The following is a 22,923-nucleotide window of genomic DNA, read 5'->3' as shown; positions in this document are numbered from 1 at the left end:
TCTCTTTCTCGCAATTTGAAATGCTGCGTTGGGTTTTATCGGGCTACCTGTTGCCTGACCGTTCATCAGGCGCATCGCTCTGCCTTACTTGGTAGCATTGCCGAACTCGACGTTTCAATAAATGTTCGAACGCGACGGTGCTAGAAATTGCCAAGCGAAACACTGCCCAAAATAACGGTAGGCTAAGCGACACAAAAAATTTGGGCGAAATTCTACCTTAATTTTCGTGTAATACCAATGTGAACGCCCCTAGAAAGGGTGTAGGTTGGTAGCTTTCACATTTTTAATGAGGTCAAAATGTACTCTGACCCCATATTTATGTTTACGGCAAATGCTCGGTTGCTAGGTAGTCGTGTGACTGCATTTCCTTTAAGCGGCTAAGACAGCGCCTGAACTCAAAATTAAGTAGCCCCTCGGTGTACAAGCTTTCCAGCGCGACTTCTGCAGATATGATCAGCTTTACATTTCGCTCGTAAAATTCGTCCACCATCGCAATAAAACGACGCGCCACATCGTCATTATGCTGGCCCATTTCCCTAACATTGGCTAAAAGCACGGAGTGATAACAACGGCTTAACTCAATGTAGTCGCTCTGGCTTCTGGGCCCGCCACACAAGGCTTTAAAATCAATCATCAATACCCCGTCAGCGTTTCTAAGCGTCGGTATTTTTCGGTTGTTCACCTCAATATCTTCGCCTTTAGAGCCTTCTTCCGGAGCTAATTGAGAAAAGTAGCTATGCAAGTTTTCGGTGGCTTCGCCATCAAGTGGGTAGTGATAAATTTCGGCTTGCTCTAACGTCCTAAGACGATAATCAATACCGCTATCAACGTTTACCACGCGGGTATTCTGATTGAGTAGATCGATAGCAGGTAAGAACCGCGCACGCTGTAATCCGTTTTTATACAAATCGTCAGGGACTATGTTTGACGTCGCCACCAGCACAATACCGTGACCAAACAACTCTTCCATTAACGTGCCTAAGATCATGGCATCGGTTATATCAGACACGAAAAACTCGTCAAAGCATATTACCCGCGCTTCTTTTGCTAACTTAGCCGCTACCAGCTTTAGCGGGTCTTGTGCGTTTTTAAGCTGCTTTAGTTCATCGTGCACACGGTACATAAAGCGGTGAAAATGCACGCGCATTTTCTTTTCGAAAGGCAAACAGTCGTAGAATGTATCTACTAAATAGGTTTTGCCTCGCCCAACACCACCGTAAAAGTAAATGCCCTGGATACCAGGCTTCGCATGGCCTTTCCCAAACGCTGCTTTTAACTTTACCCGCCACGTCGTTTTCTTTTCAGGTTGGGTAAGTTCATCAAACAAACGTTGAAGTTCTTTTACTGCATTTTCTTGCGCCGCGTCGTAATGAAAGTCAGACGACTGAAGATCTAGCTGATATTTTTCCCATGGCGTCATCGCCGAAACCACTCCGTACAAAAGTCAATAGCGGCGCTTGCTGCACCGACCTGCTTGAATTTCTCAATTATGACCTTAATTTTAATGGAAATCACGGTAGAATCTCACATTGAAATTCGACATACACCGAATAAATGTCACGATGTATGCGCTTTTCGGGTTCGACCTTGCTATATTCAGCGTATGGTCGAAAGCAGCTTTTAGATCGTAGAAGTAAAGGTCGGCTGCAAGATGTAGATTGATTCGGAGAATATAATGGAATTGTTAGTATCTCTTGCTTTGTTAGTAGTTGGGTTAATTATTGGCTTTTTCGCAGGTCGCTTTTTTCAACAAAAGCAGGGCGCAGGCAATACTGCACAGACTGAGAAGCAAGTTAAAGAGATCCTCGCACAGCAGGCGCAACACCACATTCATCAAACTCGTCAAAGCTTAGAGAGCATTGAAAGCCAGTGCGAAACCTTAAAGCAACAAATTGAAGAGTATGAATTGCTGCTTGAGCAAGGCAGCGATGATGACAGCAAAGTTCCTTTTTATGGGGAACAAGCAACTACGTATTTACGTAACAACCTAAAAGGGTCTGACAAATCGAGAGTTCAGCGTGTGTCTGACACACAGCCAAGAGACTTCGCTAACTCGGGTTCTGGGCTGTTCGTCGGCGGATCTGATAAGAATACCGCAGAAAAACAGTAACATCGGGAACTTTATCACGACCTCGGACTCTTTTAGTGAAACCATGCTATGTCGCATATAACATGAAGGAGTGTAAGCGAACATGAAAATGTCTTTCCGCCATTGTCTATTGGCGTCTGCCGTTGTTGTAAGTTCATTGGGCTTTACTGCTAGCACACAGGCGGCGTTACCGTTTTTTTCTGATAAGAAAGATGAAGTTCCCTCTTTAGCCCCTATGCTAGAAGAAGCTACCCCAGCGGTAGTAAGCATTGCGGTAGAAGGAACACAAACCTCTACGCAGCGTGTACCCGAGATGTTTCGCTACTTCTTCGGCGCCCCGCAAGAGCAGGTTCAAGAACGCCCTTTCCGAGGTCTTGGTTCTGGTGTCATCATTGATGCCGATAAAGGTTATGTTGTTACCAACAACCACGTTGTTGATAATGCTGATGAAATCACTGTTAAGTTAACTGACGGTCGCGAGTTTAAAGCGAAAAAGCTAGGCTCTGACGAGCAAAGCGATATCGCGCTACTTAAAATAGAACCTGATGATTTAAAAGCGTTACCGCTTGCCGATTCTGACGCGCTGCGCGTAGGCGACTTTGTAGTAGCTATTGGTAATCCGTTTGGTCTTTCTCAAACGGTTACCTCTGGTATTGTAAGCGCTCTGGGTCGCTCTGGCCTGAACATTGGCGGTTATGAAGACTTTATTCAGACCGACGCAGCAATTAACCGAGGTAACTCAGGTGGCGCATTGGTCAACCTTCACGGTGAACTGGTTGGTATCAACACCGCTATTTTTGGTCCTAACGGCGGCAACGTCGGTATTGGGTTTGCTATTCCTGCCAATATGATGAAAAGCCTAATTGATCAAATTGCTGAGTTTGGTGAAGTACGCCGTGGCCTGTTAGGCATTTTAGGTAGCGATATTGACGCGGGCCTTGCCGAAGCCATGAATGCGGAAGTGAACATTGGTGCGTTCGTGAGCGAAGTGCAGCCAGACTCTGCCGCTGAAAAAGGTGGTCTGCAAGCCGGTGATATTATTACTGCCATTAATGGTCGTAAACTTCATAGCTTCCAAGAACTGCGCGCAAAAATTGCGAGTATGGGCGCGGGCGCTGAAGTTGAGCTCACCGTTATGCGCAAAGGTAAGAAAATGAATGTAGACGTTGTATTAGATGACGCTACAGACACGACAGTGACGGCTGCTCAAATTCACCCAGCCCTAGAAGGTGCAACCCTGTCTAACGGCACTGACGATGCTGGTAATGCTGGTGTAGTGGTTTCTGATATTGAGCGTGGTGCGCCTGCGGCGCGAATTGGCCTTCAATCTGATGATGTGATAATTGGCGTTAACCGCTTACGTACGTCTACGGTTGCAGAGTTCAGAAATGCACTAGACGAAGCCAAAGGCGTTATCGCACTCAATGTAAAACGTGGAAACTCTACGCTTTATTTGGTAATCAGACAGTAGCAATTTAGCTCTTCAATTACATCCTCAGCTCAGACGCGTCGGTGTCCAAGCTGAGGGTTGGCATAAAAACGGCGCTTTATAAGCGCCGTTTTTGTTTTCAGATGATAACCGTTGAAAACATTGTGATCCTAGCTTCCTAACGGGGCTTCTTTACGGACTCCTCTGATAAGCCGCATTCTCGAGCTACACCTATGTCCACGTAAATAAGGCTGTATGAACAGCATGAAAGGTTTTGAAGTACATGCTAGTGCAAATTGAGTTGCACAAAATTTGCGTTTCATTACGGTAGTTTATTAAATAAAGTGATATCCTTTGCCGTAAGATGATAATTTAAGAATGTTGCGCTTTAAGATTGTGAAGTAGTGCTGAGTTAACGGCACGTATTAATTAAGTGCGACAGATAACAAAAAGTGTGATTTGTGACTGGCCGCTCAATTTTTAACTTCTTACTAAAATCTGTATTTCTTGGCGTAGCTGTTGCTGCATTACTGTTAGTTTTCCTACCTGATCTACGTCAAGGCAAAAGCCTTGCTCAAGGGTTCTTTAACTCCCCCTCAGTAAGCGCTAGTCGCGAAAGCTATTTTACTGCCCTAAGTCGCTCTGCGCCTGCAGTAGTCAATATCTACAGCGTCAGTATTGAGAACGGTTCAGGCCTATTCAGAAATCAATCTCGTGGGCGCACCAATTTGGGTTCTGGCGTTATCATGACAGAAAATGGCTATTTGCTTACCTGTCACCACGTAGTTGCAGATGCAGATAGCATTTACGTAGCGGTTCAAGATGGACGTATTTTGGAAGCGCAAATTGTGGGCACCGACCCACTGACCGACCTTGCCGTGTTAAAAGTCACCGCTGATAACCTGCACATTATTCCTCAGGTGTCAGAACCTGACACCCATGTGGGTGATGTGGTGATGGCGATTGGTAATCCTTTCGATTTGGGACAAACCATTACTCAAGGCATAGTAAGCAGAGCCGGACGAAATGGTCTATCTAATTATGTTGATTTCATTCAAACCGACGCAGTTTTGAACCAAGGTAACTCTGGTGGCGCGCTGGTAGATAGCAATGGTATTTTGCTGGGTATCACTAACGCCAACTTCCAAGTGCTAGATTCAAATAATCGCGCTCGCAATGTAGACGGCATTAACTTTGCCGTGCCTTACGAATTAGCTAAGCGAGTCATGGATGAAATTATCAGCAATGGACGTGTTGTTCGCGGGCAGCTTGGTTTTGTTGGCGGTGAAAACCGCAACCGACCAGGCATAGACGTTTCAGCAGTAGCTAAAGGCAGCCCTGCCGACATCGCGGGTATCCGCCCTGGCGACATCATTGTAGCCATAGACGGCGTACGTTTAGAAAGCGCATCAAAAACGTTGGATATGATTGCCGAAACCGAGCCCGGTACTGAACTTGAAATTGAGCTCAGCCGCGACGGGCGTTCAATTACTCTTACGGCAACGGTCGCAGAGCTTCGCGCTGGTCAATAAGTATTGTTGGAGCTGGCAGATTAGTTCGGCTTCCCGAGTTTTAAACGTGAAGATTTAATACCAGCCCGCATAAATAATAGACACAAAAAAAGCGCCAGATAGATATGCTATCTGGCGCTTTTTCGTAGAAGTGCGAAACCTTGAGTTATTCTTTCACTCTTTCAATGATGGCACCCAAGCCACCCAGCTTCTCTTCAATGGCTTCATAACCACGGTCTAAGTGATAAATGCGATTCACGTGAGTCTCACCTTCTGCGATGAGCCCAGCTATCACCAAGCTTGCCGACGCGCGCAGGTCAGTAGCCATTACCGGAGCTCCTTTAAGGCTTGAGCTGCCTTTAGACACTGCTGAGTTCGCTTCTAACGCGATTTCTGCGCCCATACGTTGTAACTCTGGCACGTGCATGAAGCGGTTTTCAAAAATGGTTTCTGTAATTACGCCCGTGCCTTCGGCAACACAGTTCAAGGTAACAAACTGCGCCTGCATATCCGTAGGGAATGCTGGGTGTGGTGCGGTTTTAACTCGCACAGCCTGTGGTTTGCGCCCTTCCATGTCTAGCTCTATCCAGTCATCACCAGTGGTGATTTTAGCTCCGGCCTGCTCTAGCTTATCTAGCACCGCATCTAATGTATCTGGCGCCGCATGAGTACAGCGTATTTTCCCACCTGTCACAGCGGCCGCTACCAAGAAAGTACCGGTTTCTATACGGTCAGGCAGTACTGCATAATCGCAACCGTTTAAGGTTTCCACGCCCTCAATGGTTATTTTATCGCTTCCTGCACCGCTAATTTTCGCGCCCATCTGAATAAGACAGTTTGCTAAATCAACGATTTCGGGCTCGCGTGCCGCGTTTTCAAGAATGGTTGTTCCGTCAGCCAGCGCCGCTGCCATCAGTAGGTTTTCAGTGGCACCCACGCTTACCATATCCATGAAAATACGCGCACCTTTCAGACGCCCATCGACTTCGGCTCGAATATAGCCTTCGTCTACTTCAATCTTCGCGCCCATCTTTTCAAGGCCAGTTAAATGAAGATTTACCGGGCGCGCACCTATAGCACAGCCACCGGGCAAAGAGACATTCGCTTTACCTTGCTTAGCTAACAGTGGGCCAAGTACCAAGATAGACGCACGCATAGTACGTACTAACTCATAGGACGCTGTAACGCTTTGTAGCGTACTCGCATCGATAACGATATCGTTAGGTGCGGGTAGTGCGACTTCAACCCCTAATTCACGCAAAAGTGCCGTCGTTGTATTGATGTCACGAAGACGAGGAACGTTGGTGTAACGACAAGGAGAGTCGGTCAGCAAGCTTGTCATCAACAATGGCAAGGCCGCGTTTTTAGCGCCAGAGATGCGCACGGTACCGTTGAGCGCAGGGCCCTTTTTAATTACGAGTTTATCCACGTGCTACGCCTATTATTGAGGAATATTAAACTGGCGCTCACGCTCCCAGTCTTTTACTGAAAACGTCTTGATGGTAATTGCATGCATGCTGCCGTCTGCAATTTTATCAGCCAAAGGCGCATATACCGCTTGCTGGCGCTTCACACGGCTCATTTCATTAAAAGCATCACTTACCGCAATAATATTAAAATGCGAACCTTCGCCCTTTACATGGACTTCGTGAAGGTCTAACGCATCTTTCAAGATTTTTTCAATTTCAGACAATTCCATAACTTACTTCTTAATTCGCTAACGGGTGTTTATTCTACGGGTAAAAAGCTATCTGCGTCGCTTATTTTAGCAAGCTTACGTAGCTTCTCAGGCATTTTATATAGGCGCATGCTAACACCATTTTGCTTTGCATCCCTAACGGCATTAATAAGCCAAGCCAAACCTGCACTGTCTGCGCGCTCAACATCACTTAGATCAACAAGACATCTTTTATTGTTAATCAAGGTACTACGCTCATTTCCGTCCAAACTATCCCAGAAATTCTTCGACAGCGTTTCACGGTCAAGATGACCGTGAACCACTACATTGCCTTTGTCGTTTACCTCGAATAGGCTCACTCAGCCTCTCCTTCGATTTCGATTGGCTCGCCTTGCTTGAGCTCAACTGGCTTACCAATTTTGTCGCGCATTAGTGCGATAACTGCATCGATACCGTCTTGACGAAGGATTGATTCAAATTCGCTACGCTTGCTGTTTAGCATGCTGATGCCTTCAGCAACCATATCGTAGGCTTTCCACTCGTTCGTTTTACTGTCTTTACGAACTTTAAAAGCAATTTTGATTTCAGGGCGGTTTGGATCTTGAACCACTGCACGCACTGTTACTGATTTTTTATCATCAAAAGATGATTCAGGCTCAAAGATGACTTCTTGGTTGTCGTAGTAGCCCATTGCCACAGCGTAGGTTGTTACCAAATATTGACGAAATACGCTGATGTACTCGCCCATCTTCTCTTGAGGTACTGACTTAAAGTGTTTACCTAGTACCATAAAAGCAGCGAATTTGTAGTCGATATGAGGTACTAATTCTTCTTCCATAATAGTGCGTAGCATTTCAGGATCAGCTTTAATCGCTGCTTGGTTCGCTTTGATGCGCTCAAACGTACGGTTTGCTACGTCTTGAACCAATTCATACGGGTTTTGTTCATTAACTTCTTGTGCATTCGCTATGCCCGCTACAGACATCATGAAGATGCCAAGTGCTACCATAAACTTTTTCAAAATTACTCTCCTAACTTAAAACTCTATTTAGCAGACCTGATGGCAATCCAATAAGTTTCATCACGCCGCTGGAATAATTTAACGACCTGGTAATATACGTCTGGCCGTAATACTGCGATTAGTCTTCGTCGCTTCCGCGATTAAATAAGAACTGACCAATGAGATCTTCAAGAACCAAAGCTGACTTAGTATCCTGAAGGTAATCGCCATTCTGTAAATTAGCGACACCGTCGAAAGAGAAGCCAGGTTGGAAGCCAACATACTGTTCGCCTAGCAAACCAGAGGTCAAAATAGACACAGAGCTAGTTTCTGGAAAGCCGTTGTATTCATTTAAAATTGACAGCTCAACCACTGGCGTAAAATCTTCTTGGTCTAGCGTAATCGATGACACACGGCCAACCGTTACCCCACCAACCTTTACTGCCGATCTCGGCTTTAAGCCGCCAATATTGTCGAATTTTGCGTATAACGTGTAGGTATCGCCTTCGGTGGCTACCGTTTGGTTTGCTACTTTCAGTGCCAATAACAACAACGCACCGATTGTAAGCATGACAAACACACCAACCATTACTTCCGTTTTATACTTACTCATTCCAATCCCCTACTCGATACCAAACATAAGGGCGGTTAGCACGAAGTCCAGCCCTAATACTGCTAATGATGAATAGACCACCGTTTCGGTAGTCGCTTTGCTGATCCCTTCCGATGTTGGAATAGAATCGTAACCTTTAAATATGGCAATCCACGTCACAACCAAGGCAAACACGAGGCTTTTTATTACGCCGTTTATGACATCCTGGTTCCAATCTACTGTCGATTGCATAATTGACCAGTAGCTGCCTGCATCAACGCCTAACCAATCAACACCCACTAAGTGGCCGCCTAAAATACCAATGGCACTGAAAATAATGGCAAGCATAGGCATCGCTAACATTCCCGCCCAAAAACGCGGTGCGACAATACGTCGTAGCGGGTCTACTGCCATCATCTCTAAACTACTCAGCTGCTCAGTGGCTTTCATTAAGCCTATTTCAGCTGTTAAGGCTGAGCCAGCTCGCCCAGCAAAAAGCAATGCGGTAACTACCGGACCAAGCTCTCTTAACAATGAAAGTGCGACCATGGGGCCTAAGCTACCTTCTGCGCCATAATCAACCAAAATGGTGTAGCCTTGTAGCGCCATTACCATGCCGATGAATAACCCCGACACCATAATAATGAGTAGCGACTGAACGCCCACTACATACAATTGCTTAATCACCAGCGGTACATTTTTAAGCCGAGGAACAGCGATTAACGCACCGAATAACATAAGAGCTGCTCGACCAACCGCAGTGACCTTCCCTATCGTTTTAGCGCCTATTGATTGGAAGAACTTCATTTATCTGCCCCCAAGAAGCTTGCTTTCAAATCAGGTGCAGGATAATGAAATGGTACCGGACCATCTGCTTTTCCTTTCAAGAACTGTTGGACTAATTCAGAGTCACTTTCTTTGATTTGCTGCGCCGTTCCTTCACCGATAACCCGCTTGTCAGCTAAGATATAAATATAATCGGCAATGGTCAGTACTTCAGTGACATCATGAGTCACCACAATACTGGTTAGATTAAGTGCGTCGTTTAATTCACGAATAAGCTTAACCAGCACACCCATTGATATAGGATCTTGTCCGGCAAAGGGTTCGTCGTACATGATTAAATCTGGATCTAGTGCAATTGCCCTTGCCAAAGCAGCCCTGCGCGCCATACCACCAGACAATTCACTAGGCATTAATTGAGCTGCACCGCGCAATCCTATTGCCTGTAGCTTTAAAGCGACAATTGTCGCAATAACGTCTTCAGAAAGTTTTGTATGTTCGCGAAGTGGAAACGCCACGTTATCGAACACACTCATATCGGTAAAAAGCGCACCACTTTGAAAAAGCATGCTCATTCTACGACGTGTCTCATATAGCGTTTTTCTCGACATAGAAACAATCGAATCGCCGTCGAATCTAACGTCACCTTCATCTGGCGTTAACTGCCCGCCAATAAGGCGCAGCAGCGTGGTTTTACCTATACCACTTGGCCCCATTACCGCAGTAATTTTGCCTTTGGGTACCTTTAGCGATATCCCATCATAAATGATGCGATCAGCGCGCTTAAAGGTAAGGTTATCTACTTCAACTAAATGATCCATAGTTACTTAAATGTCGACCCCTGACGTTGGATTGAGAGCTTATAAAATAACGCGTTCAATCCACTTAGAAAATTTTAAAATTATAAGAGTAAGTGAGTATTCAATTTCTGTGCCTTCACTTGATCTACTCTTAAGGTTTACTGCACAGTTTACTTTATGAGCGCATAAAATCAAAAAAGTTTACTCTCCAGTGTACTTTTTTGAATTTCTATCGCCAGACACGGTATAGAACACCTTGTCTGGGCGGTGTAATTTAAGGGCATTGTACGCTTTTTCAAGCCCCTCGCCAAAGTCAAAAAGTTACAAGTTATGTTCGATTAAGACGAATATATACCAGTCCGTATAGATTATTACCCACGCAGCGAGAGTTAACACAACAAAGAGTACGGACATTTTAAACTCGCCCTTCGGGAAGGTCTGGCAAGCTTCCTAGCTTCATTCTGGGAATTTGAAAGGGAACAGCCATTCCTGTATTCCCACGCTTCGCTAGGAAACTTGCCAGCGCCTTCTGAGTGGGCAATTATCTATGCGGACTGGTATTCGGTATCTCACGTTTAAGTGCCTAACCTTCCCTAGCAATCTTTACGCTTAACATTGACTCCATCCTATTTTGTTGTTTCTTAACTGAAACTGAATATGAAGTCTTGTGTGTGTAAGTGCGACCTAATTTGCGTATTCAGCGGAAATTTACGTCAATTGACAGTATTTGGCGAAAATAAAACGCTGCGAGCATAGGCAAATGGCACTCTTTTTGCGACAATCTAGCGAAATACTTTCTATTACAGGTTGTTGTGCTTTTAAACATTGTCATTTTTCTTGTTGGGCTGATTGTACTGAGTTGGAGCGCTGACCGGTTTGTATATGGCGCCTCAGCATTAGCAAAAAACATCGGCATTTCTCCAATGATGATCGGACTAACGATTGTCGCTATGGGATCTTCGGCACCTGAAATTGTGGTTTCCGCCATAGCCTCCGCAAATGGCAATATGAACACCGCCGTGGGTAACGCGCTAGGTTCTAACATCACGAACATCGCGCTAGTTTTAGGTATAACCGCGCTAGTGAAACCATTGCTTGTTTCATCTACAACATTAAAGCGCGAGCTTCCAGCACTCCTTATCATCTCATTGATTGCCATTGGCTTTATGTTTGACGGTGAACTTAAGTCTTATGAAGGCATTATCCTACTAGGCCTGTTCATTTTCGTACTGGCAATGATGGCGTGGTTGTCGCTACAGGTAGATAAAGAAGATCCTCTGGTTGCGGAAACCGCAGATGAAATCCCCAAAGGCGTTTCAAATACGTCAGCCCTCATTTGGATTGGTGTAGGCCTTGTAATACTGCCATTAAGTGCTCACTTTTTGGTGAACTCAGCAGTAGAAATTGCCAGATACATGGGCATTTCGGATTTGGTTATCGGACTAACGATTATTGCGTTTGGTACAAGTCTACCTGAACTAGCAGCAAGTGTTGCGGGTGTACTGAAAGGTGAAGACGATTTAGCACTGGGTAATATCATCGGCTCAAATATCTTCAACCTACTTGCCGTACTTGGCATGCCTGGGTTAATCGCGCCTGGTATCCTGGACCCTGACGTTTACAACCGAGATATGTACGTAATGCTTGGTTTAACATTATTATTGTTCTTGTTCAGCTTCGATTTAATCGGCAAACGTACAATATCAAGAACAAATGGATTCATACTTCTGGCTTGCTTTATCGGCTATCAATTCTGGCTATTCGGATAATCATGAATACACAAACTCAGATGAACTATATCGACTCAGCAAAGCGCGTTATTGAAATTGAAACTCAAGCTATTGCTAATCTGGCAGAGCGTTTAAACAATGAATTTATCGCTGCCTGTAATATTCTCTTTGCCTGCAAGGGTAAAGTTGTCGTGAGTGGTATGGGAAAGTCTGGGCATATCGGAAATAAAATTGCCGCTACGCTTGCCAGTACAGGTACTCCTGCATTTTTCATGCACCCTGGTGAAGCCAACCATGGCGACTTGGGCATGCTAAGCAAAGGCGATGTCTTACTCGCCATCTCTAATTCTGGCGAGACTAACGAGCTCGTTAACTTATTGCCCGTAGTTAAGCGCTTAGGCATACAGGTGGTCGCCATGACCAACAGTGCTTCCAGTTCATTAGGGCAACACGCAGATGTCGTACTTGATATCAGCGTTGAAAAAGAAGCGTGTTCGCTAGGTCTTGCTCCTACGTCAAGCACAACTGCCACACTGGTTATGGGTGATGCGCTTGCGGTAGCACTGCTCGACCAAAAAGGTTTCACCTCAGATGACTTTGCGCTTTCGCACCCAGGCGGTAGTTTAGGCAGAAAACTTCTGCTTAAAGTTAGCGATATCATGCAAAGCGGCAGTGATATCCCCCTTGTCCATGCCAGTGCTTCTGTTGCTGACGCACTGCTGGAAATATCTAAAAAGGGACTGGGTATGACAGGCGTGATAGCGGCAGACGGTACGCTGACAGGCGTCTTTACGGATGGCGACCTACGACGAATTCTCGATGCCCGCGTAGACGTACACAGTGCGACAGTAGAAGAAGTAATGACTAAAGGCGGCAAGACTACCACCGCAGGTCAGCTGGCTGTAGAAGCCCTGAATTTGATGGAAACCCATAAAATTAGTGCGTTAATGGTTACTGACGATAAGCGCAAACCTGTTGGGGCCTTTAACATGCATATGCTATTAAAAGCAGGAGTGCTTTAAATGACAACCACCTTGTACACGGAAATAAATGACTCGCTTTTCGCAAAACTAGCCAAGATAAAGTTGCTGGTATGCGACGTTGATGGTGTGTTCTCAGATGGTCGAATTTACTTAGGTAACGACGGTGAAGAACTTAAAGCATTCCATACCCGTGATGGATATGGTGTAAAAGCGCTAGTGAGCAATGGAGTGAATGTCGCGGTAATTACTGGACGTCGCTCTGCCATTGTTGAAAATAGAATGAAGGCACTGAATGTTGCACATATAATTCAAGGCGAAGAGAATAAAGCAGACGCGCTTAGCGACCTGATGAAACACCTTGAGTTAAACACTGACGAAGTGGCTGCGGTAGGTGATGACATGCCAGATACGGGTATGTACAAGCACGTTTCAGTTAAAATTGCGGTTGCCGATGCCCATCCTTACGTAGCAAAACAAGCAAACTGGATTACGACCCTTCCCGGTGGGTTTGGCGCGGTCCGAGAAATATCGGATACCATTTTGCAGGCCAAAGGGGTAGCAAATGAGATTTTTGGAGCTAGTGTATGAGCCTGTTTGGCTTTAATCGCTTAGGATTAAGTATATCAGCGCTATTTATTCTGGCGATGCTGATGTACATCCCTACGTGGATGGAAGAGCAGCCTGAAACGCAGGGAAATCGTGAAAACGATGCGCTAAAGCCCGCCTACAAAGCAAAAAATCTAACCACTACGCTGTACAATCAAGACGGTGAGTTAAATCACAAAGTATTTGCAGAGTCGATGGAGCATTACGACCAGCTTGGCTTTGTATTGTTTCAGCAACCTAAATACACCCTTTATACAGAAAACGCGTCATCACCATGGGTGGTAACCGCTGATGAAGGTACACTATACAATAACGAGCTAATCCAGCTGGAAAACCAAGTTAATATTGAGAACCAAACTGGCGATGACTTTGTCAGAAGTATATCGACCGAGTACATTCAAATTAATTTAGAAACCAAGCAAATGACATCTGACCAACCCGTTGAAATACTGGGCACCCAATATGTCATTTTAAGTAATGGGTTTAACGCGAATTTACGCACACAAGAATACGAGCTTTTAGATCATGTACAAACCACTTATTCCCCTAGCAACTAGTTTATTGCTTGCCATCGCTAGCGGTGCGGTACACGCCAGTGAAGATGATTTTTCGCAGCCCATAAAAATAGGCTCGAACACCCAGTTTATCGACGGTAAAAATAAAACCGCGTTGTACAAAGACGACGTACTCATAACTCAAGGCTCTTTGGTTATTGAAGCTGACGAAGTGGAAGTAATTGCCACTGACGGTGGTGGTCGTGAAATATTTATTGCTAGAGGAAAGCCTGCAAGCTATTCCCAGCAATTGGAAGACGGCACGCCAGTTTCGGCAAAAGCTAATGAAATACGCTATGAAGTGGTGAACCGAACGATTTCTCTTGCCGGAAACGCAGAGTTGAAACAAGACACCAGTAAAGTACAGGGTGACAACATCACGTTCGATATGATTACCGAGCAATTGCTAGCGACTGGCGGCGCAGGTAAGGATGGTGAGGGTCGAGTGACCACAGTATTCACACCTGAGACCATTCGCAAAACTTCGTCTAAGAAAGACAAAAAAGACAACGAGGGCAATGAATAGCAATGGCAACTTTGAGCGCTAAAAATCTTGCTAAGGCTTACAAGTCAAGACAGGTTGTTCGAGATGTAAGTCTGTCTGTCTCAACGGGTCAAATTGTTGGTCTTCTTGGCCCAAATGGCGCTGGTAAGACCACCACATTCTACATGATTGTTGGTTTAGTGAATCTGGATAAAGGCAAGATTGAAATCGACGACAATGAGCTAACTCATCAGCCCATGCACGAGCGCGCACGCCGCGGAATTGGCTACCTACCGCAGGAAGCCTCTATTTTCAGAAAGCTCACAGTGCATGAAAATATCATGGCCATTTTGCAAACCCGTAAAGATTTAAATTCACAACAGCAAGAAGAAGAAGCTGATGCGCTACTTGATGAATTTAATATTAACCATATACGTAATAGTACGGGGATGAGTTTGTCAGGGGGCGAACGCCGACGCGTTGAGATTGCCCGCGCTCTGGCAGCAAAACCGCAATTTATTTTGTTAGACGAACCATTTGCTGGTGTTGATCCAATATCAGTTAATGATATAAAGAAGATAATACAACATCTTCGCGATAGGGGTATTGGAATCCTTATCACAGACCATAACGTACGAGAGACATTGGATGTTTGTGAAAAGGCGTACATTGTGAGTCATGGCGAGCTTATTGCGCAAGGAACGGCGGAACAGGTTTTAAGTAATCAAAAAGTAAGGGATGTATACCTAGGCGAACAATTCAGGCTATAGTTAATGTAACCGAATTGTCATTTTTCAGTTTCGCTCTGGTATATTCAATTTAGAGCATTTAAATAAGACGTAGATGAAACCATCTTTACAGCTAAAATTTAGCCAACAACTTACCATGACACCACAGCTTCAGCAGGCCATTAAACTGCTGCAGCTTTCTACACTTGATCTTCAACAAGAGATCCAAGAAGCGCTCGATTCTAATCCGCTATTAGAAGTTGAAGAAGGTAACGACGAGCCGCAACTAGAAAAGAACAATATCGACAACGATGACAGCGGCTCTGAGGCCACTGCTTCTGCATCTAGTGACACACTAGAAGCCGGCGATGCACTTGAGAAAAACGATCTTCCCGATGAGCTGCCAATCGACAGCACATGGGACGAATACTATTCTGCTTCATCTTCGCCTGCTCCGGGTCCATCCAATGACGACGAGCAAATCTTCCAAGGTGAGACTACTGAAGATATTCAAGAGCACCTTCTTTGGCAAATGCGCCTTACCCATTTCTCGGATACCGATCGCGCAATCGCTACAGCAATCATCGACTCTATTGACGAGTCAGGTTATTTAACCGTTACCCTTGATGATATTTTAGAAGCGGTTAACGATGATGATATGGAAGAGCCGATTGAAATGGACGAAATAGAATGTGTGCTAAAGCGCATTCAGATGTTCGACCCTATTGGTTCTGGCTCACGCTCTCCACAAGAATGTTTGATGGTGCAATTGCGCCAATTTTCAGAAGACACACCGTGGCTTGCTGAAGCAAAGCAACTAATTGAAGAGTACTCTGACTTACTGAGCAGCAAAGACTATCGTACGCTTATGCGTAAAAGCCGATTGAAAGAAGATCAGCTACGCGAGGCAATGCGTTTACTGCAAACCTTGAATCCTCGCCCAGGTAGTGCTTTAGTTACTAAAGAGCCTGAGTACGTTATTCCTGATGTCTCAGTAACCAAGAAAAATGGCCGTTGGGTGGTTGAGCTGAACCCCGACAGTCTGCCTAAATTAAGCGTAAATCAACAATACGCTGCAATGAGTCGCCGTGCCAAGAATAGTAGCGATTCACAATTCATCCGCTCACACATGCAAGAGGCTAAGTGGTTCATAAAGAGCCTTGAATCTCGTAACGAAACCTTAATGAAGGTTGCAAACTGCATTGTGCAGCAGCAAATGGGCTTTTTTGAGCACGGCCCGGAAATGATGAAACCAATGGTGCTAAATGATGTCGCAGAAATGGTAGATATGCACGAATCCACTATTTCGCGAGTGACAACGCAAAAGTACATGCATACGCCACGTGGAATCTTCGAATTGAAGTATTTCTTCTCAAGCCACGTTGCAACAGAGTCTGGTGGTGAATGTTCATCTACAGCGATTCGTGCATTGATCAAGAAATTAGTGGCCGCTGAAAAGCCTAGCAAGCCGCTAAGTGATAGCAAGATTGCTTCATTGTTGGCCGAACAAGGCATTAAAGTTGCCCGGCGAACAATAGCAAAGTACCGGGAATCGTTGTCGATCCCGCCGTCGAACCAACGCAAAAGCCTTATTTAATCGGGCTTAATAATATAAGGAAGACGAAATATGCAAATCAACCTTACTGGTCATCATGTCGAAATCACCGACTCTTTGCGTAATTATGTCGATACGAAGTTCAGCAAACTTGAACGTCACTTTGATCACATTTCTAATGTGCATGTCATCCTGAACGTTGAAAAATTAAATCAAAAAGCCGAAGCGACCGTTCATTTAAGTGGCGCTGAAGTATTCGCATCCTCAGAAAATACCGACATGTATGCGGCGATTGACAGCATGGTTGATAAACTCGACCGGCAGGTAATCAAGCATAAGGAAAAACTGAAAAAACATTAGTAGTTAATTAAGCATGGATATACAAGCCATCGTAAGTCTGGACCGCACCGAGTGTGCGGTTCAGTGTAATAGTAAAAAGCGAATTCTTGAGATCATCGCTGATATCGCTGCCAAGCAAAACGAGAACATTGATCAGGCAACGGTACTCAACAGTTTGATGGCTCGAGAGCGTATGGGTAGTACAGGCATTGGCAATGGTATCGCCCTGCCCCACGGGCGCCTGCCGGGCCTCGAGAAAGTGATTGCCATTGTTGTAACCAGCACGCCAGCAATTGACTTCGACGCCCTTGACGAGAAACCCGTAGACATCTTTTTTGCGCTACTCGTTCCCGAGGAACAGACCGAAGGACACCTTCAAACGCTGGCCACCGTGGCTGGTAAACTAAGCGACAAAGAAACGATTAAAGCAATACGTCGCGCAACGACAAGCGACGATATTCTATCTGCATTAAGTTAAACATTAAGCGCCTATTAACCGTTTAGTGGGCGCCTAATTCAACAAGGCGTATGTGATAAAACCAGAGTATTAGGGAGAAAGTAGGTGAAGCTGATAATAATCAGTGGTCGTTCGGGGTCTGGTAAGTCTGTCGCACTTCGCGCATTGGAAGATTTAGGTTATTACTGTGTTGATAATATCCCGGTAAACTTACTTCCCACCTTAACCCATACAGTTGTTGACGAGTACGATCAGGTTGCGGTAAGTATCGATGTGAGAAACTTACCTAAAAATCCTGACGATTTGGTAGAAATTCTAGACTACCTGCCTTCTTCGTGGTCGATGACCATTGTTTACATTGACGCGAGCGATGATGTACTGGTTAAGCGTTTTAGCGAAACACGTCGTCTTCACCCTCTCGCCAAGCTTAATAAATCGCTTTCAGAAGCCATTAAAGCCGAGTCTGCCCTACTTGCTCCTATTGCTGAACGCGCAGATTTATATTTAGACACAGATAAGCTTACCATTCACCAACTGGCTGAGTTAATTCGAGAGCGTATCCTGGGTAAGAAAAGCTCACGCCTTGTGCTTGTGTTTGAGTCGTTTGGCTTTAAGCACGGTATTCCTAAAGATGCGGATTACGTTTTTGATGCCCGCTTTTTACCTAACCCCCACTGGGAGCCCGACCTTAAACATCTGACCGGATTAGACGCACCAGTAGAAGTATTTTTGGGGTCGCAGCCTGTAGTGACCAAGTTCATTTGGCAAATTCAGAATTTAATAACGACATGGCTGCCTCATTTAGAGCGCAATAACAGAAGTTACGTAACCGTAGCCATTGGCTGTACTGGTGGCCAACACCGTTCGGTTTATATCGCACAGACCCTGTCGAAAACCTTCAGTGAAATACACCCTGATGTACAAATTCGCCATAGAGAGCTGAATCAGTAATGACTATTCAAAAAACGCTAACTATCGTCAATAAGTTAGGGTTGCATGCAAGAGCGGCGACCCAACTGGTTAAACTGGCTAATCAATTCGACGCTAAAATCATCTTAAAAAAAGGCGATAAAGAAGCAGACGCAAGCAGTGTATTGGGATTAATGATGCTTGAAAGCCATCAAGGTGAACAGGTAGATGTGATTGTGGACGGCAGTGATGCTGTTGATGCACTTGCTGCTATTGAAGAGCTTATTGAGGGCAGATTTAACGAAGACGAATAGTCTTACTTGCCCAATCCATTGACCAATTAATCAACACTTAGCGCAGTTATCTTAAAATCCTGCGCAAAACCTACGCAATTATCATGACAGACTCATCATAATTGCGATATTCTACGCCCACTTAGGCTCTATGGCCTGCATTGTTCATCTTTTAGCTTGTAGGAATAACGCCTTATGGCAGAAGCGCTTGTTTCTAAATACGTACAAACTCAGTTACGCGCACTCAACGCTGCGTTGACCAACGGTCAATTCGTATCTGTACGTAAGCTTCTGCTTGAATTACCGCCTTCAGACGTCGCCCACATTCTTGAATCTAGCCCAAGCAGAACCCGTGACGAATTATGGGAGCTCATTGATGGTGACTTTCACGGCGACATTTTAGAAGAACTGTCTGACGATGTTCGAAACGGTATCATTACAAAAATGCTTCCCGCTAATGTGGTTGACGCACTTGAAGAGATGGATACCGATGACTTAGCAGAGACGCTAAGCAGCCTTCCCGAGCCAGTATTGGCCGATATTCTAGATTCGATGGATGCACAAGATCGCGTGCGCGCAGAGCAAGCGCTGTCTTACGGTGAGGAAACCGCTGGTTTCATCATGAACACCGACACCATCACATTACGTCCAGATGTGACCATTGACGTGGTTCTGCGCTATATCCGCTTAAAAGGTGAGCTACCTGAGAATACGGATACGTTTTACGTGGTAAACCGAACTGACAACCTTGTTGGTATTGTTCCGGTTACCCGTTTACTCACCGCAGATACCGACGATAAAGTGTCTGACGTTATGGACGAGGAATCTGAAGCGATTCCTGTGAATATGCCAGACGATGAAGTCGCAAGCCTGTTCGAGCGATACAATTGGCTTTCAGCACCTGTTGTAGATGAAAACCATCGCTTAGTGGGCCGAATTACCATTGATGACGTGGTTGATATTATTCGTGAGGACGCCGAGCACTCGATGATGAGTATGGCGGGTCTTGATGACGACGAAGATACCTTTGCACCCGTTATGCAAAGTACCAAACGACGCTCGGTGTGGCTGGCGGTAAACTTAGTGACGGCGCTAATGGCTGCGATGGTGAGTGATCTATTTGAAGCAACGCTCAGCCAACTGGCTGTGTTAGCTATATTAAATACCATTGTCCCCAGTATGGGCGGTGTAGCGGGTAATCAGACGCTAACGCTAGTTATTCGCGGTATGGCACTAGGCCATGTTAACGCGAGTAACTCACGATGGCTTATCAGTAAAGAAATATCCATCGGCTTTTTAAACGGTGCCATTTGGGCGGTGCTTATTGCCTCTGTCATCGCGTTATGGAAACAAGATTACATGCTGGGCGTAATTATTGCCTTTGCCATGATGGTAAACATGATTGCAGCTGCTTTAGCGGGCGCAACCTTACCTATGATCATGAAGCGTCTTAAGATAGACCCTGCCCTAGCTGGCAGTGTTATCTTAACTACGATAACCGATGTAGTGGGTATTTTTGCTTTCTTAGGTACTGCGACGCTGTTTCTAATTTAAGTTAATTTTGAACTCTCATGCCTGATAGGGCATGGGTGAGCTAAACAACACTCATGCAATAAGCGCTTTCTCTATATATCCATTGACGTTCAGCTTGTAACCCACACCCCAGACGGTTTCTACTAGCTGTCCGCCATTTTCAATACTGTTGATTTTATCAAGCTTAGTGCGTAACCGATTTATATGGGTATTCACCGTGTGCTCGTAGCCTTCGTGGTTATAGCCCCACACCTCACTGAGCAATTGATTGCGAGAAAAAACTTGGTTTGGATGACGACAAAAATAATCCAGTAGCGCAAACTCCCTAGCCGTTAACGTTAGCACTTGGCCATTTAGGGTTACGCTATGAAAACGCTGGTCGATTTTAAGGGGTCCTATTTCGATGCGCTCTTCACTACCTTGAGATGGTCTTAAATGTGCTTGGCTAGGCATACTCCTACGCATATGGGAGCGAATACGGGCAGTAAACATGCGTGCATCAAATGGCCCTGATAGATAATCATCTACGCCTACTTCATAGTAGTTTGCTTCATCTACCTCTTCGTCGGCCACATCGTCTGTCATCGCGTCACTTTCCACTGCCATCACCCAACTTTCGGGGTTCGTATCAACAAGGCCTTTTATACGATTAAGACAGATAATATTTCCATGCGACTCAACAATAACGAGCGAATAATGCTGCGCCTTAAGCAGCGACTCTGCGGATTGAAAATTAGAGACTGCGTCGTAAAGAAAGCTATGCTTACTTAAGCATTGCGATATGTTCTGTTGAAACTTATTTCCACTGTAGATGATAAGGATCATATCTCGCTCCTAATTCGCCAATAAAAAACAAGACCAGTGTGATCGTGGTTTTCTTTCACAGTGATTACAATTTTTTTAAAAAATATAAATTCAGAATTTATAACAGCACTGTTATTTATTGAGACGAATCTGTGTGCGTTTTGTGAAAGTTCTGTGATGAATTGGACATTTTACTGCCCTAAATTTTTATGCGATTTAAGCCATAAATAAGGACAATAAAATGAAATTCACTAAACTTGCTAGCGCAACGCTTTTGTCGCTAGCAGCAGTATCAGTAAGCCAAGCTGTCACTTTAGACGTTGAAATTACCAACCTGACTCAGGCGCAGAGTTTTACGCCGCGCTTAGTCATAGCTCACGATGACACCGTCGATGCCTTTGAAGTTGGGCAACCTGCGTCGTCAGCTTTAGCGTGGTTAGCTGAAGCTGGTGTTATTGACGACGAACAAAATGCTGATTCAAGCGGCGCAAACTTTGAAGCGTTACTCGGCCCTGTTGATACCGACAATGGTTCAAATACGTGGCACCGTTTTGGCGGACTTCTCGCGCCGAAAGCTACGTTAAGCTATCCCTTCGATACTATGGACAAGCCATATCTTTCGCTACTTTCCATGCTAATACCTACTAACGACGCTTTTGTTGGTATGGACAGTATTGAAATTCCAACCGAGCCGGGTACCTACACTTATTACCTTAATGCATACGACGCCGGTACTGAGCTTAATGATGAATTAAATAGTGCCCGTACAGATGTTGTTGAAGCTGGGACCGGAAACGCGCTGGGTGGATATGGCGTACCGGGTGTTGCCGGTGGCGGCGCTCCCACTCGTATTGTTGATTTGGGTACAGGTGGCACGGGTGTGGGTGCACAAATCGTTAATGGCGAAATTGAAGATGGTGAAGATGGCCCAGTACACATCCACCGCAATGCGCTTGGTGATACTGATAGCGCCGCTGGTGCCAGTGATCTGGACTCTACCGTACACCGTTGGTTGAACCCAGTAGCACGTGTAGTTATTACTGTTCCTGCATCTTAAGGAGCCAATACGATGAATAATCCAATAATTAAACTCAGTACATTATTGATGCTTTCAGCGCTTCTTGCTGCCTGCGGCGACGATGGTGATACAGGCCCTCAAGGACCAGCGGGTCCGCAGGGGGAAGCAGGTACTGACGGACAAGATGGTACGGATGGCCAGGACGGTTCGGACGGACAAGACGGTATTAATGGTAATTCAGCGGTTTATACCGTACAAATTACCAATTTAACCTACTCTCAGCCCTTTGCACCTGCCGCCGTCATATTGCATGAGTTAGGCTTCCATTCATTTAATGAAGGCGAGCCAGCCAGCATGGGCATTGAAATAATGGCTGAAGGCGGTGACCCGTCTATGGTCATTACTGAAGCCATGGACTCCACGGACTTTTTGGATGCGCAAAACTCTGGGGGCATATTGGGTCCTCGCTCAATGGGCGCAGAACTAACTCTAGTGGTTCCAGAACTCGATGCTGACGACCTGCGCCTTACGGTAACGACCATGCTGGTCAACACCAACGACGCATTCACCGGCTTAAACGCTGCGAATGTAAGCAACATGGCGGTTGGTGATATAAAAACGTTCATGACAGTGACTTGGGATGCGGGTACAGAAGCAAACACAGAAACCGCAGCTACTATGCCAGGCCCTGCCGCTAGTGCAGCGGGTGGCGGCGGAGAAGCTGCGGGCTATGATGTGGTGAGGGATGATCTTGCCGATGCAGTAAGACTTCACCAAGGTGTAGTCACTAGTGCAAACGCTGACGATCCAAGCCGTGAGGGTCTATCCACATCGGTACTAACCGAGGCCCATCGCTTTGATTTCCCAACGAGCCGCGTGGTGATAACCCGAACCCGTTAAATGGTCAAACGCAGTACCACCTGAAAGCGCCCTATTACTCAGGTAATGGGGTGTTTTTACTTTTGTGCGAAGGGGAAACGGAGATAAAACTTAACGGGAATAAGAAAGATAAGCGCTGGCTTTGCTGAGTAGATAAACTTCACAAAAC

Annotated in this window: 26 protein-coding genes; 17 read left to right on the top strand and 9 right to left on the bottom strand. The window is 45.4% G+C overall.

The annotated features are described in order from the left end of the window. Positions 1–322: 322 nt before the first annotated feature. A complete protein-coding gene (zapE, locus tag MHN02_RS05950) occupies positions 323–1,420 on the bottom strand; it encodes a cell division protein ZapE (RefSeq protein WP_014948359.1) in 1,098 nt (365 codons plus the stop codon). Positions 1,421–1,675: 255 nt separating this feature from the next. On the opposite strand from zapE, the gene MHN02_RS05945 reads away from it, so the two are divergent. The 3 genes from MHN02_RS05945 (at position 1,676) to MHN02_RS05935 (ending at position 5,050) form a co-directional block, all read left to right on the top strand. Further along, positions 1,676–2,110 (top strand): DUF1043 family protein, encoded by a 435-nt coding sequence (locus MHN02_RS05945; RefSeq protein ID WP_014948358.1) that lies wholly within the window; start codon positions 1,676–1,678, stop codon positions 2,108–2,110. An 88-nt stretch (positions 2,111–2,198) separates the two neighbouring features. Further along, entirely contained in the window at positions 2,199–3,560 is a 1,362-nt protein-coding gene (locus MHN02_RS05940) for a DegQ family serine endoprotease (protein ID WP_239245125.1), read from the top strand. A 419-nt stretch (positions 3,561–3,979) separates the two neighbouring features. After that, entirely contained in the window at positions 3,980–5,050 is a 1,071-nt protein-coding gene (locus MHN02_RS05935) for a trypsin-like peptidase domain-containing protein (RefSeq protein WP_239245051.1), read from the top strand. Positions 5,051–5,195: 145 nt separating this feature from the next. Here MHN02_RS05935 and murA read toward each other — a convergent pair whose 3' ends face one another. The 7 genes from murA to mlaF form a co-directional block, all read right to left on the bottom strand. Next, positions 5,196–6,458, bottom strand: a complete 1,263-nt coding sequence (gene murA, locus MHN02_RS05930) for a UDP-N-acetylglucosamine 1-carboxyvinyltransferase (protein ID WP_014948355.1) — start codon at positions 6,456–6,458, stop codon at positions 5,196–5,198. Positions 6,459–6,470: 12 nt separating this feature from the next. Continuing rightward, positions 6,471–6,728 carry a BolA family protein gene (locus MHN02_RS05925; RefSeq protein ID WP_012517351.1) on the bottom strand — a complete coding sequence of 86 codons (258 nt, stop codon included), beginning with the start codon at positions 6,726–6,728 and terminating at the stop codon, positions 6,471–6,473. A gap of 29 nt (positions 6,729–6,757) precedes the next feature. Continuing rightward, entirely contained in the window at positions 6,758–7,066 is a 309-nt protein-coding gene (locus MHN02_RS05920; protein WP_239245048.1) for an STAS domain-containing protein, read from the bottom strand. After that, positions 7,063–7,728, bottom strand: coding sequence for an ABC transporter substrate-binding protein (locus MHN02_RS05915; protein ID WP_014948352.1), 666 nt, complete (start codon positions 7,726–7,728; stop codon positions 7,063–7,065). Before MHN02_RS05915 ends, MHN02_RS05920 begins: the two co-directional genes overlap by 4 nt. Before the next feature lie 118 nt (positions 7,729–7,846). Beyond that, a complete protein-coding gene (gene mlaD, locus MHN02_RS05910) occupies positions 7,847–8,320 on the bottom strand; it encodes an outer membrane lipid asymmetry maintenance protein MlaD (RefSeq protein ID WP_014948351.1) in 474 nt (157 codons plus the stop codon). A 9-nt stretch (positions 8,321–8,329) separates the two neighbouring features. Then, the gene (mlaE, locus tag MHN02_RS05905) at positions 8,330–9,106 is read right to left on the bottom strand and encodes a lipid asymmetry maintenance ABC transporter permease subunit MlaE (protein ID WP_014948350.1); all 777 of its coding nucleotides are present in this window, start codon (positions 9,104–9,106) and stop codon (positions 8,330–8,332) included. Continuing rightward, a complete protein-coding gene (gene mlaF / locus MHN02_RS05900; RefSeq protein ID WP_239245046.1) occupies positions 9,103–9,903 on the bottom strand; it encodes a phospholipid ABC transporter ATP-binding protein MlaF in 801 nt (266 codons plus the stop codon). Before mlaF ends, mlaE begins: the two co-directional genes overlap by 4 nt. 791 nt (positions 9,904–10,694) lie before the next feature. On the opposite strand from mlaF, the gene MHN02_RS05895 reads away from it, so the two are divergent. The 12 genes from MHN02_RS05895 (at position 10,695) to mgtE (ending at position 20,074) form a co-directional block, all read left to right on the top strand. Then, complete coding sequence (locus MHN02_RS05895) at positions 10,695–11,651, top strand: calcium/sodium antiporter (RefSeq protein WP_014948348.1); 957 nt, start codon at positions 10,695–10,697, stop codon at positions 11,649–11,651. A 2-nt stretch (positions 11,652–11,653) separates the two neighbouring features. Further along, the gene (locus MHN02_RS05890) at positions 11,654–12,634 is read left to right on the top strand and encodes a KpsF/GutQ family sugar-phosphate isomerase (RefSeq protein ID WP_061094262.1); all 981 of its coding nucleotides are present in this window, start codon (positions 11,654–11,656) and stop codon (positions 12,632–12,634) included. Beyond that, positions 12,635–13,183, top strand: a complete 549-nt coding sequence (kdsC, locus tag MHN02_RS05885) for a 3-deoxy-manno-octulosonate-8-phosphatase KdsC (RefSeq protein ID WP_156077933.1) — start codon at positions 12,635–12,637, stop codon at positions 13,181–13,183. It abuts the gene before it with no gap. Further along, on the top strand, positions 13,180–13,758 hold the full coding sequence (lptC, locus tag MHN02_RS05880; protein ID WP_014948345.1) for an LPS export ABC transporter periplasmic protein LptC: 579 nt from the start codon (positions 13,180–13,182) through the stop codon (positions 13,756–13,758). Before kdsC ends, lptC begins: the two co-directional genes overlap by 4 nt. After that, positions 13,727–14,281, top strand: coding sequence for a lipopolysaccharide transport periplasmic protein LptA (gene lptA / locus MHN02_RS05875; RefSeq protein WP_014948344.1), 555 nt, complete (start codon positions 13,727–13,729; stop codon positions 14,279–14,281). The genes lptC and lptA overlap by 32 nt, the downstream gene beginning before the upstream one ends. Positions 14,282–14,283: 2 nt before the next feature. Continuing rightward, positions 14,284–15,009, top strand: a complete 726-nt coding sequence (gene lptB / locus MHN02_RS05870; protein ID WP_014948343.1) for an LPS export ABC transporter ATP-binding protein — start codon at positions 14,284–14,286, stop codon at positions 15,007–15,009. A gap of 73 nt (positions 15,010–15,082) precedes the next feature. Further along, positions 15,083–16,564: an RNA polymerase factor sigma-54 gene (locus tag MHN02_RS05865; protein ID WP_014948342.1), complete on the top strand. Its 1,482-nt coding sequence runs from the start codon at positions 15,083–15,085 to the stop codon at positions 16,562–16,564. 30 nt (positions 16,565–16,594) lie between these two features. Further along, positions 16,595–16,882 (top strand): ribosome hibernation promoting factor, encoded by a 288-nt coding sequence (gene hpf, locus MHN02_RS05860; RefSeq protein ID WP_012517338.1) that lies wholly within the window; start codon positions 16,595–16,597, stop codon positions 16,880–16,882. A gap of 13 nt (positions 16,883–16,895) precedes the next feature. Then, positions 16,896–17,339: a PTS IIA-like nitrogen regulatory protein PtsN gene (gene ptsN / locus MHN02_RS05855; RefSeq protein WP_014975727.1), complete on the top strand. Its 444-nt coding sequence runs from the start codon at positions 16,896–16,898 to the stop codon at positions 17,337–17,339. Positions 17,340–17,423: 84 nt separating this feature from the next. Then, a complete protein-coding gene (gene rapZ / locus MHN02_RS05850; RefSeq protein WP_014948340.1) occupies positions 17,424–18,269 on the top strand; it encodes an RNase adapter RapZ in 846 nt (281 codons plus the stop codon). After that, the gene (locus MHN02_RS05845; RefSeq protein ID WP_014948339.1) at positions 18,269–18,541 is read left to right on the top strand and encodes an HPr family phosphocarrier protein; all 273 of its coding nucleotides are present in this window, start codon (positions 18,269–18,271) and stop codon (positions 18,539–18,541) included. Before rapZ ends, MHN02_RS05845 begins: the two co-directional genes overlap by 1 nt. Positions 18,542–18,715: 174 nt before the next feature. Continuing rightward, entirely contained in the window at positions 18,716–20,074 is a 1,359-nt protein-coding gene (mgtE, locus tag MHN02_RS05840; RefSeq protein WP_014948338.1) for a magnesium transporter, read from the top strand. A gap of 51 nt (positions 20,075–20,125) precedes the next feature. On the opposite strand, the gene MHN02_RS05835 is transcribed toward mgtE, so the two are convergent. Then, on the bottom strand, positions 20,126–20,878 hold the full coding sequence (locus tag MHN02_RS05835) for a response regulator transcription factor (protein ID WP_239245044.1): 753 nt from the start codon (positions 20,876–20,878) through the stop codon (positions 20,126–20,128). A gap of 220 nt (positions 20,879–21,098) precedes the next feature. Between MHN02_RS05835 and MHN02_RS05830 the strand changes: the two genes are divergently transcribed. Beyond that, positions 21,099–21,914 (top strand): spondin domain-containing protein, encoded by an 816-nt coding sequence (locus MHN02_RS05830; protein WP_014948336.1) that lies wholly within the window; start codon positions 21,099–21,101, stop codon positions 21,912–21,914. A gap of 12 nt (positions 21,915–21,926) precedes the next feature. Then, positions 21,927–22,775, top strand: coding sequence for a spondin domain-containing protein (locus MHN02_RS05825; protein ID WP_239245042.1), 849 nt, complete (start codon positions 21,927–21,929; stop codon positions 22,773–22,775). The last annotated feature ends 148 nt before the right edge of the window (positions 22,776–22,923 follow it).

The sequence above is a fragment of the Alteromonas sp. CNT1-28 genome, assembly GCF_022348345.1.
Taxonomy (GTDB): Bacteria; Pseudomonadota; Gammaproteobacteria; order Enterobacterales; family Alteromonadaceae; genus Alteromonas; species Alteromonas macleodii.
This window is presented reverse-complemented; position numbering and strand designations above follow the sequence as displayed.

Excerpts from the sequence above, each read along its gene's own strand:
- MHN02_RS05890 (WP_061094262.1), top strand. The coding sequence starts at position 11,654 with ATGAATACACAAACTCAGATGAACTATATCGACTCAGCAAAGCGCGTT.
- MHN02_RS05940 (WP_239245125.1), top strand. The coding sequence starts at position 2,199 with ATGTCTTTCCGCCATTGTCTATTGGCGTCTGCCGTTGTTGTAAGTTCA.
- kdsC (WP_156077933.1), top strand. The coding sequence starts at position 12,635 with ATGACAACCACCTTGTACACGGAAATAAATGACTCGCTTTTCGCAAAA.
- lptA (WP_014948344.1), top strand. The coding sequence starts at position 13,727 with ATGTACAAACCACTTATTCCCCTAGCAACTAGTTTATTGCTTGCCATC.
- mgtE (WP_014948338.1), top strand. The coding sequence starts at position 18,716 with ATGGCAGAAGCGCTTGTTTCTAAATACGTACAAACTCAGTTACGCGCA.
- lptB (WP_014948343.1), top strand. The coding sequence starts at position 14,284 with ATGGCAACTTTGAGCGCTAAAAATCTTGCTAAGGCTTACAAGTCAAGA.
- MHN02_RS05835 (WP_239245044.1), bottom strand. The coding sequence starts at position 20,878 with ATGATCCTTATCATCTACAGTGGAAATAAGTTTCAACAGAACATATCG.
- ptsN (WP_014975727.1), top strand. The coding sequence starts at position 16,896 with ATGGATATACAAGCCATCGTAAGTCTGGACCGCACCGAGTGTGCGGTT.
- MHN02_RS05945 (WP_014948358.1), top strand. The coding sequence starts at position 1,676 with ATGGAATTGTTAGTATCTCTTGCTTTGTTAGTAGTTGGGTTAATTATT.
- MHN02_RS05925 (WP_012517351.1), bottom strand. The coding sequence starts at position 6,728 with ATGGAATTGTCTGAAATTGAAAAAATCTTGAAAGATGCGTTAGACCTT.
- mlaF (WP_239245046.1), bottom strand. The coding sequence starts at position 9,903 with ATGGATCATTTAGTTGAAGTAGATAACCTTACCTTTAAGCGCGCTGAT.
- lptC (WP_014948345.1), top strand. The coding sequence starts at position 13,180 with ATGAGCCTGTTTGGCTTTAATCGCTTAGGATTAAGTATATCAGCGCTA.
- MHN02_RS05845 (WP_014948339.1), top strand. The coding sequence starts at position 18,269 with ATGACTATTCAAAAAACGCTAACTATCGTCAATAAGTTAGGGTTGCAT.
- mlaD (WP_014948351.1), bottom strand. The coding sequence starts at position 8,320 with ATGAGTAAGTATAAAACGGAAGTAATGGTTGGTGTGTTTGTCATGCTT.
- MHN02_RS05865 (WP_014948342.1), top strand. The coding sequence starts at position 15,083 with ATGAAACCATCTTTACAGCTAAAATTTAGCCAACAACTTACCATGACA.
- MHN02_RS05830 (WP_014948336.1), top strand. The coding sequence starts at position 21,099 with ATGAAATTCACTAAACTTGCTAGCGCAACGCTTTTGTCGCTAGCAGCA.
- mlaE (WP_014948350.1), bottom strand. The coding sequence starts at position 9,106 with ATGAAGTTCTTCCAATCAATAGGCGCTAAAACGATAGGGAAGGTCACT.
- hpf (WP_012517338.1), top strand. The coding sequence starts at position 16,595 with ATGCAAATCAACCTTACTGGTCATCATGTCGAAATCACCGACTCTTTG.
- zapE (WP_014948359.1), bottom strand. The coding sequence starts at position 1,420 with ATGACGCCATGGGAAAAATATCAGCTAGATCTTCAGTCGTCTGACTTT.
- MHN02_RS05825 (WP_239245042.1), top strand. The coding sequence starts at position 21,927 with ATGAATAATCCAATAATTAAACTCAGTACATTATTGATGCTTTCAGCG.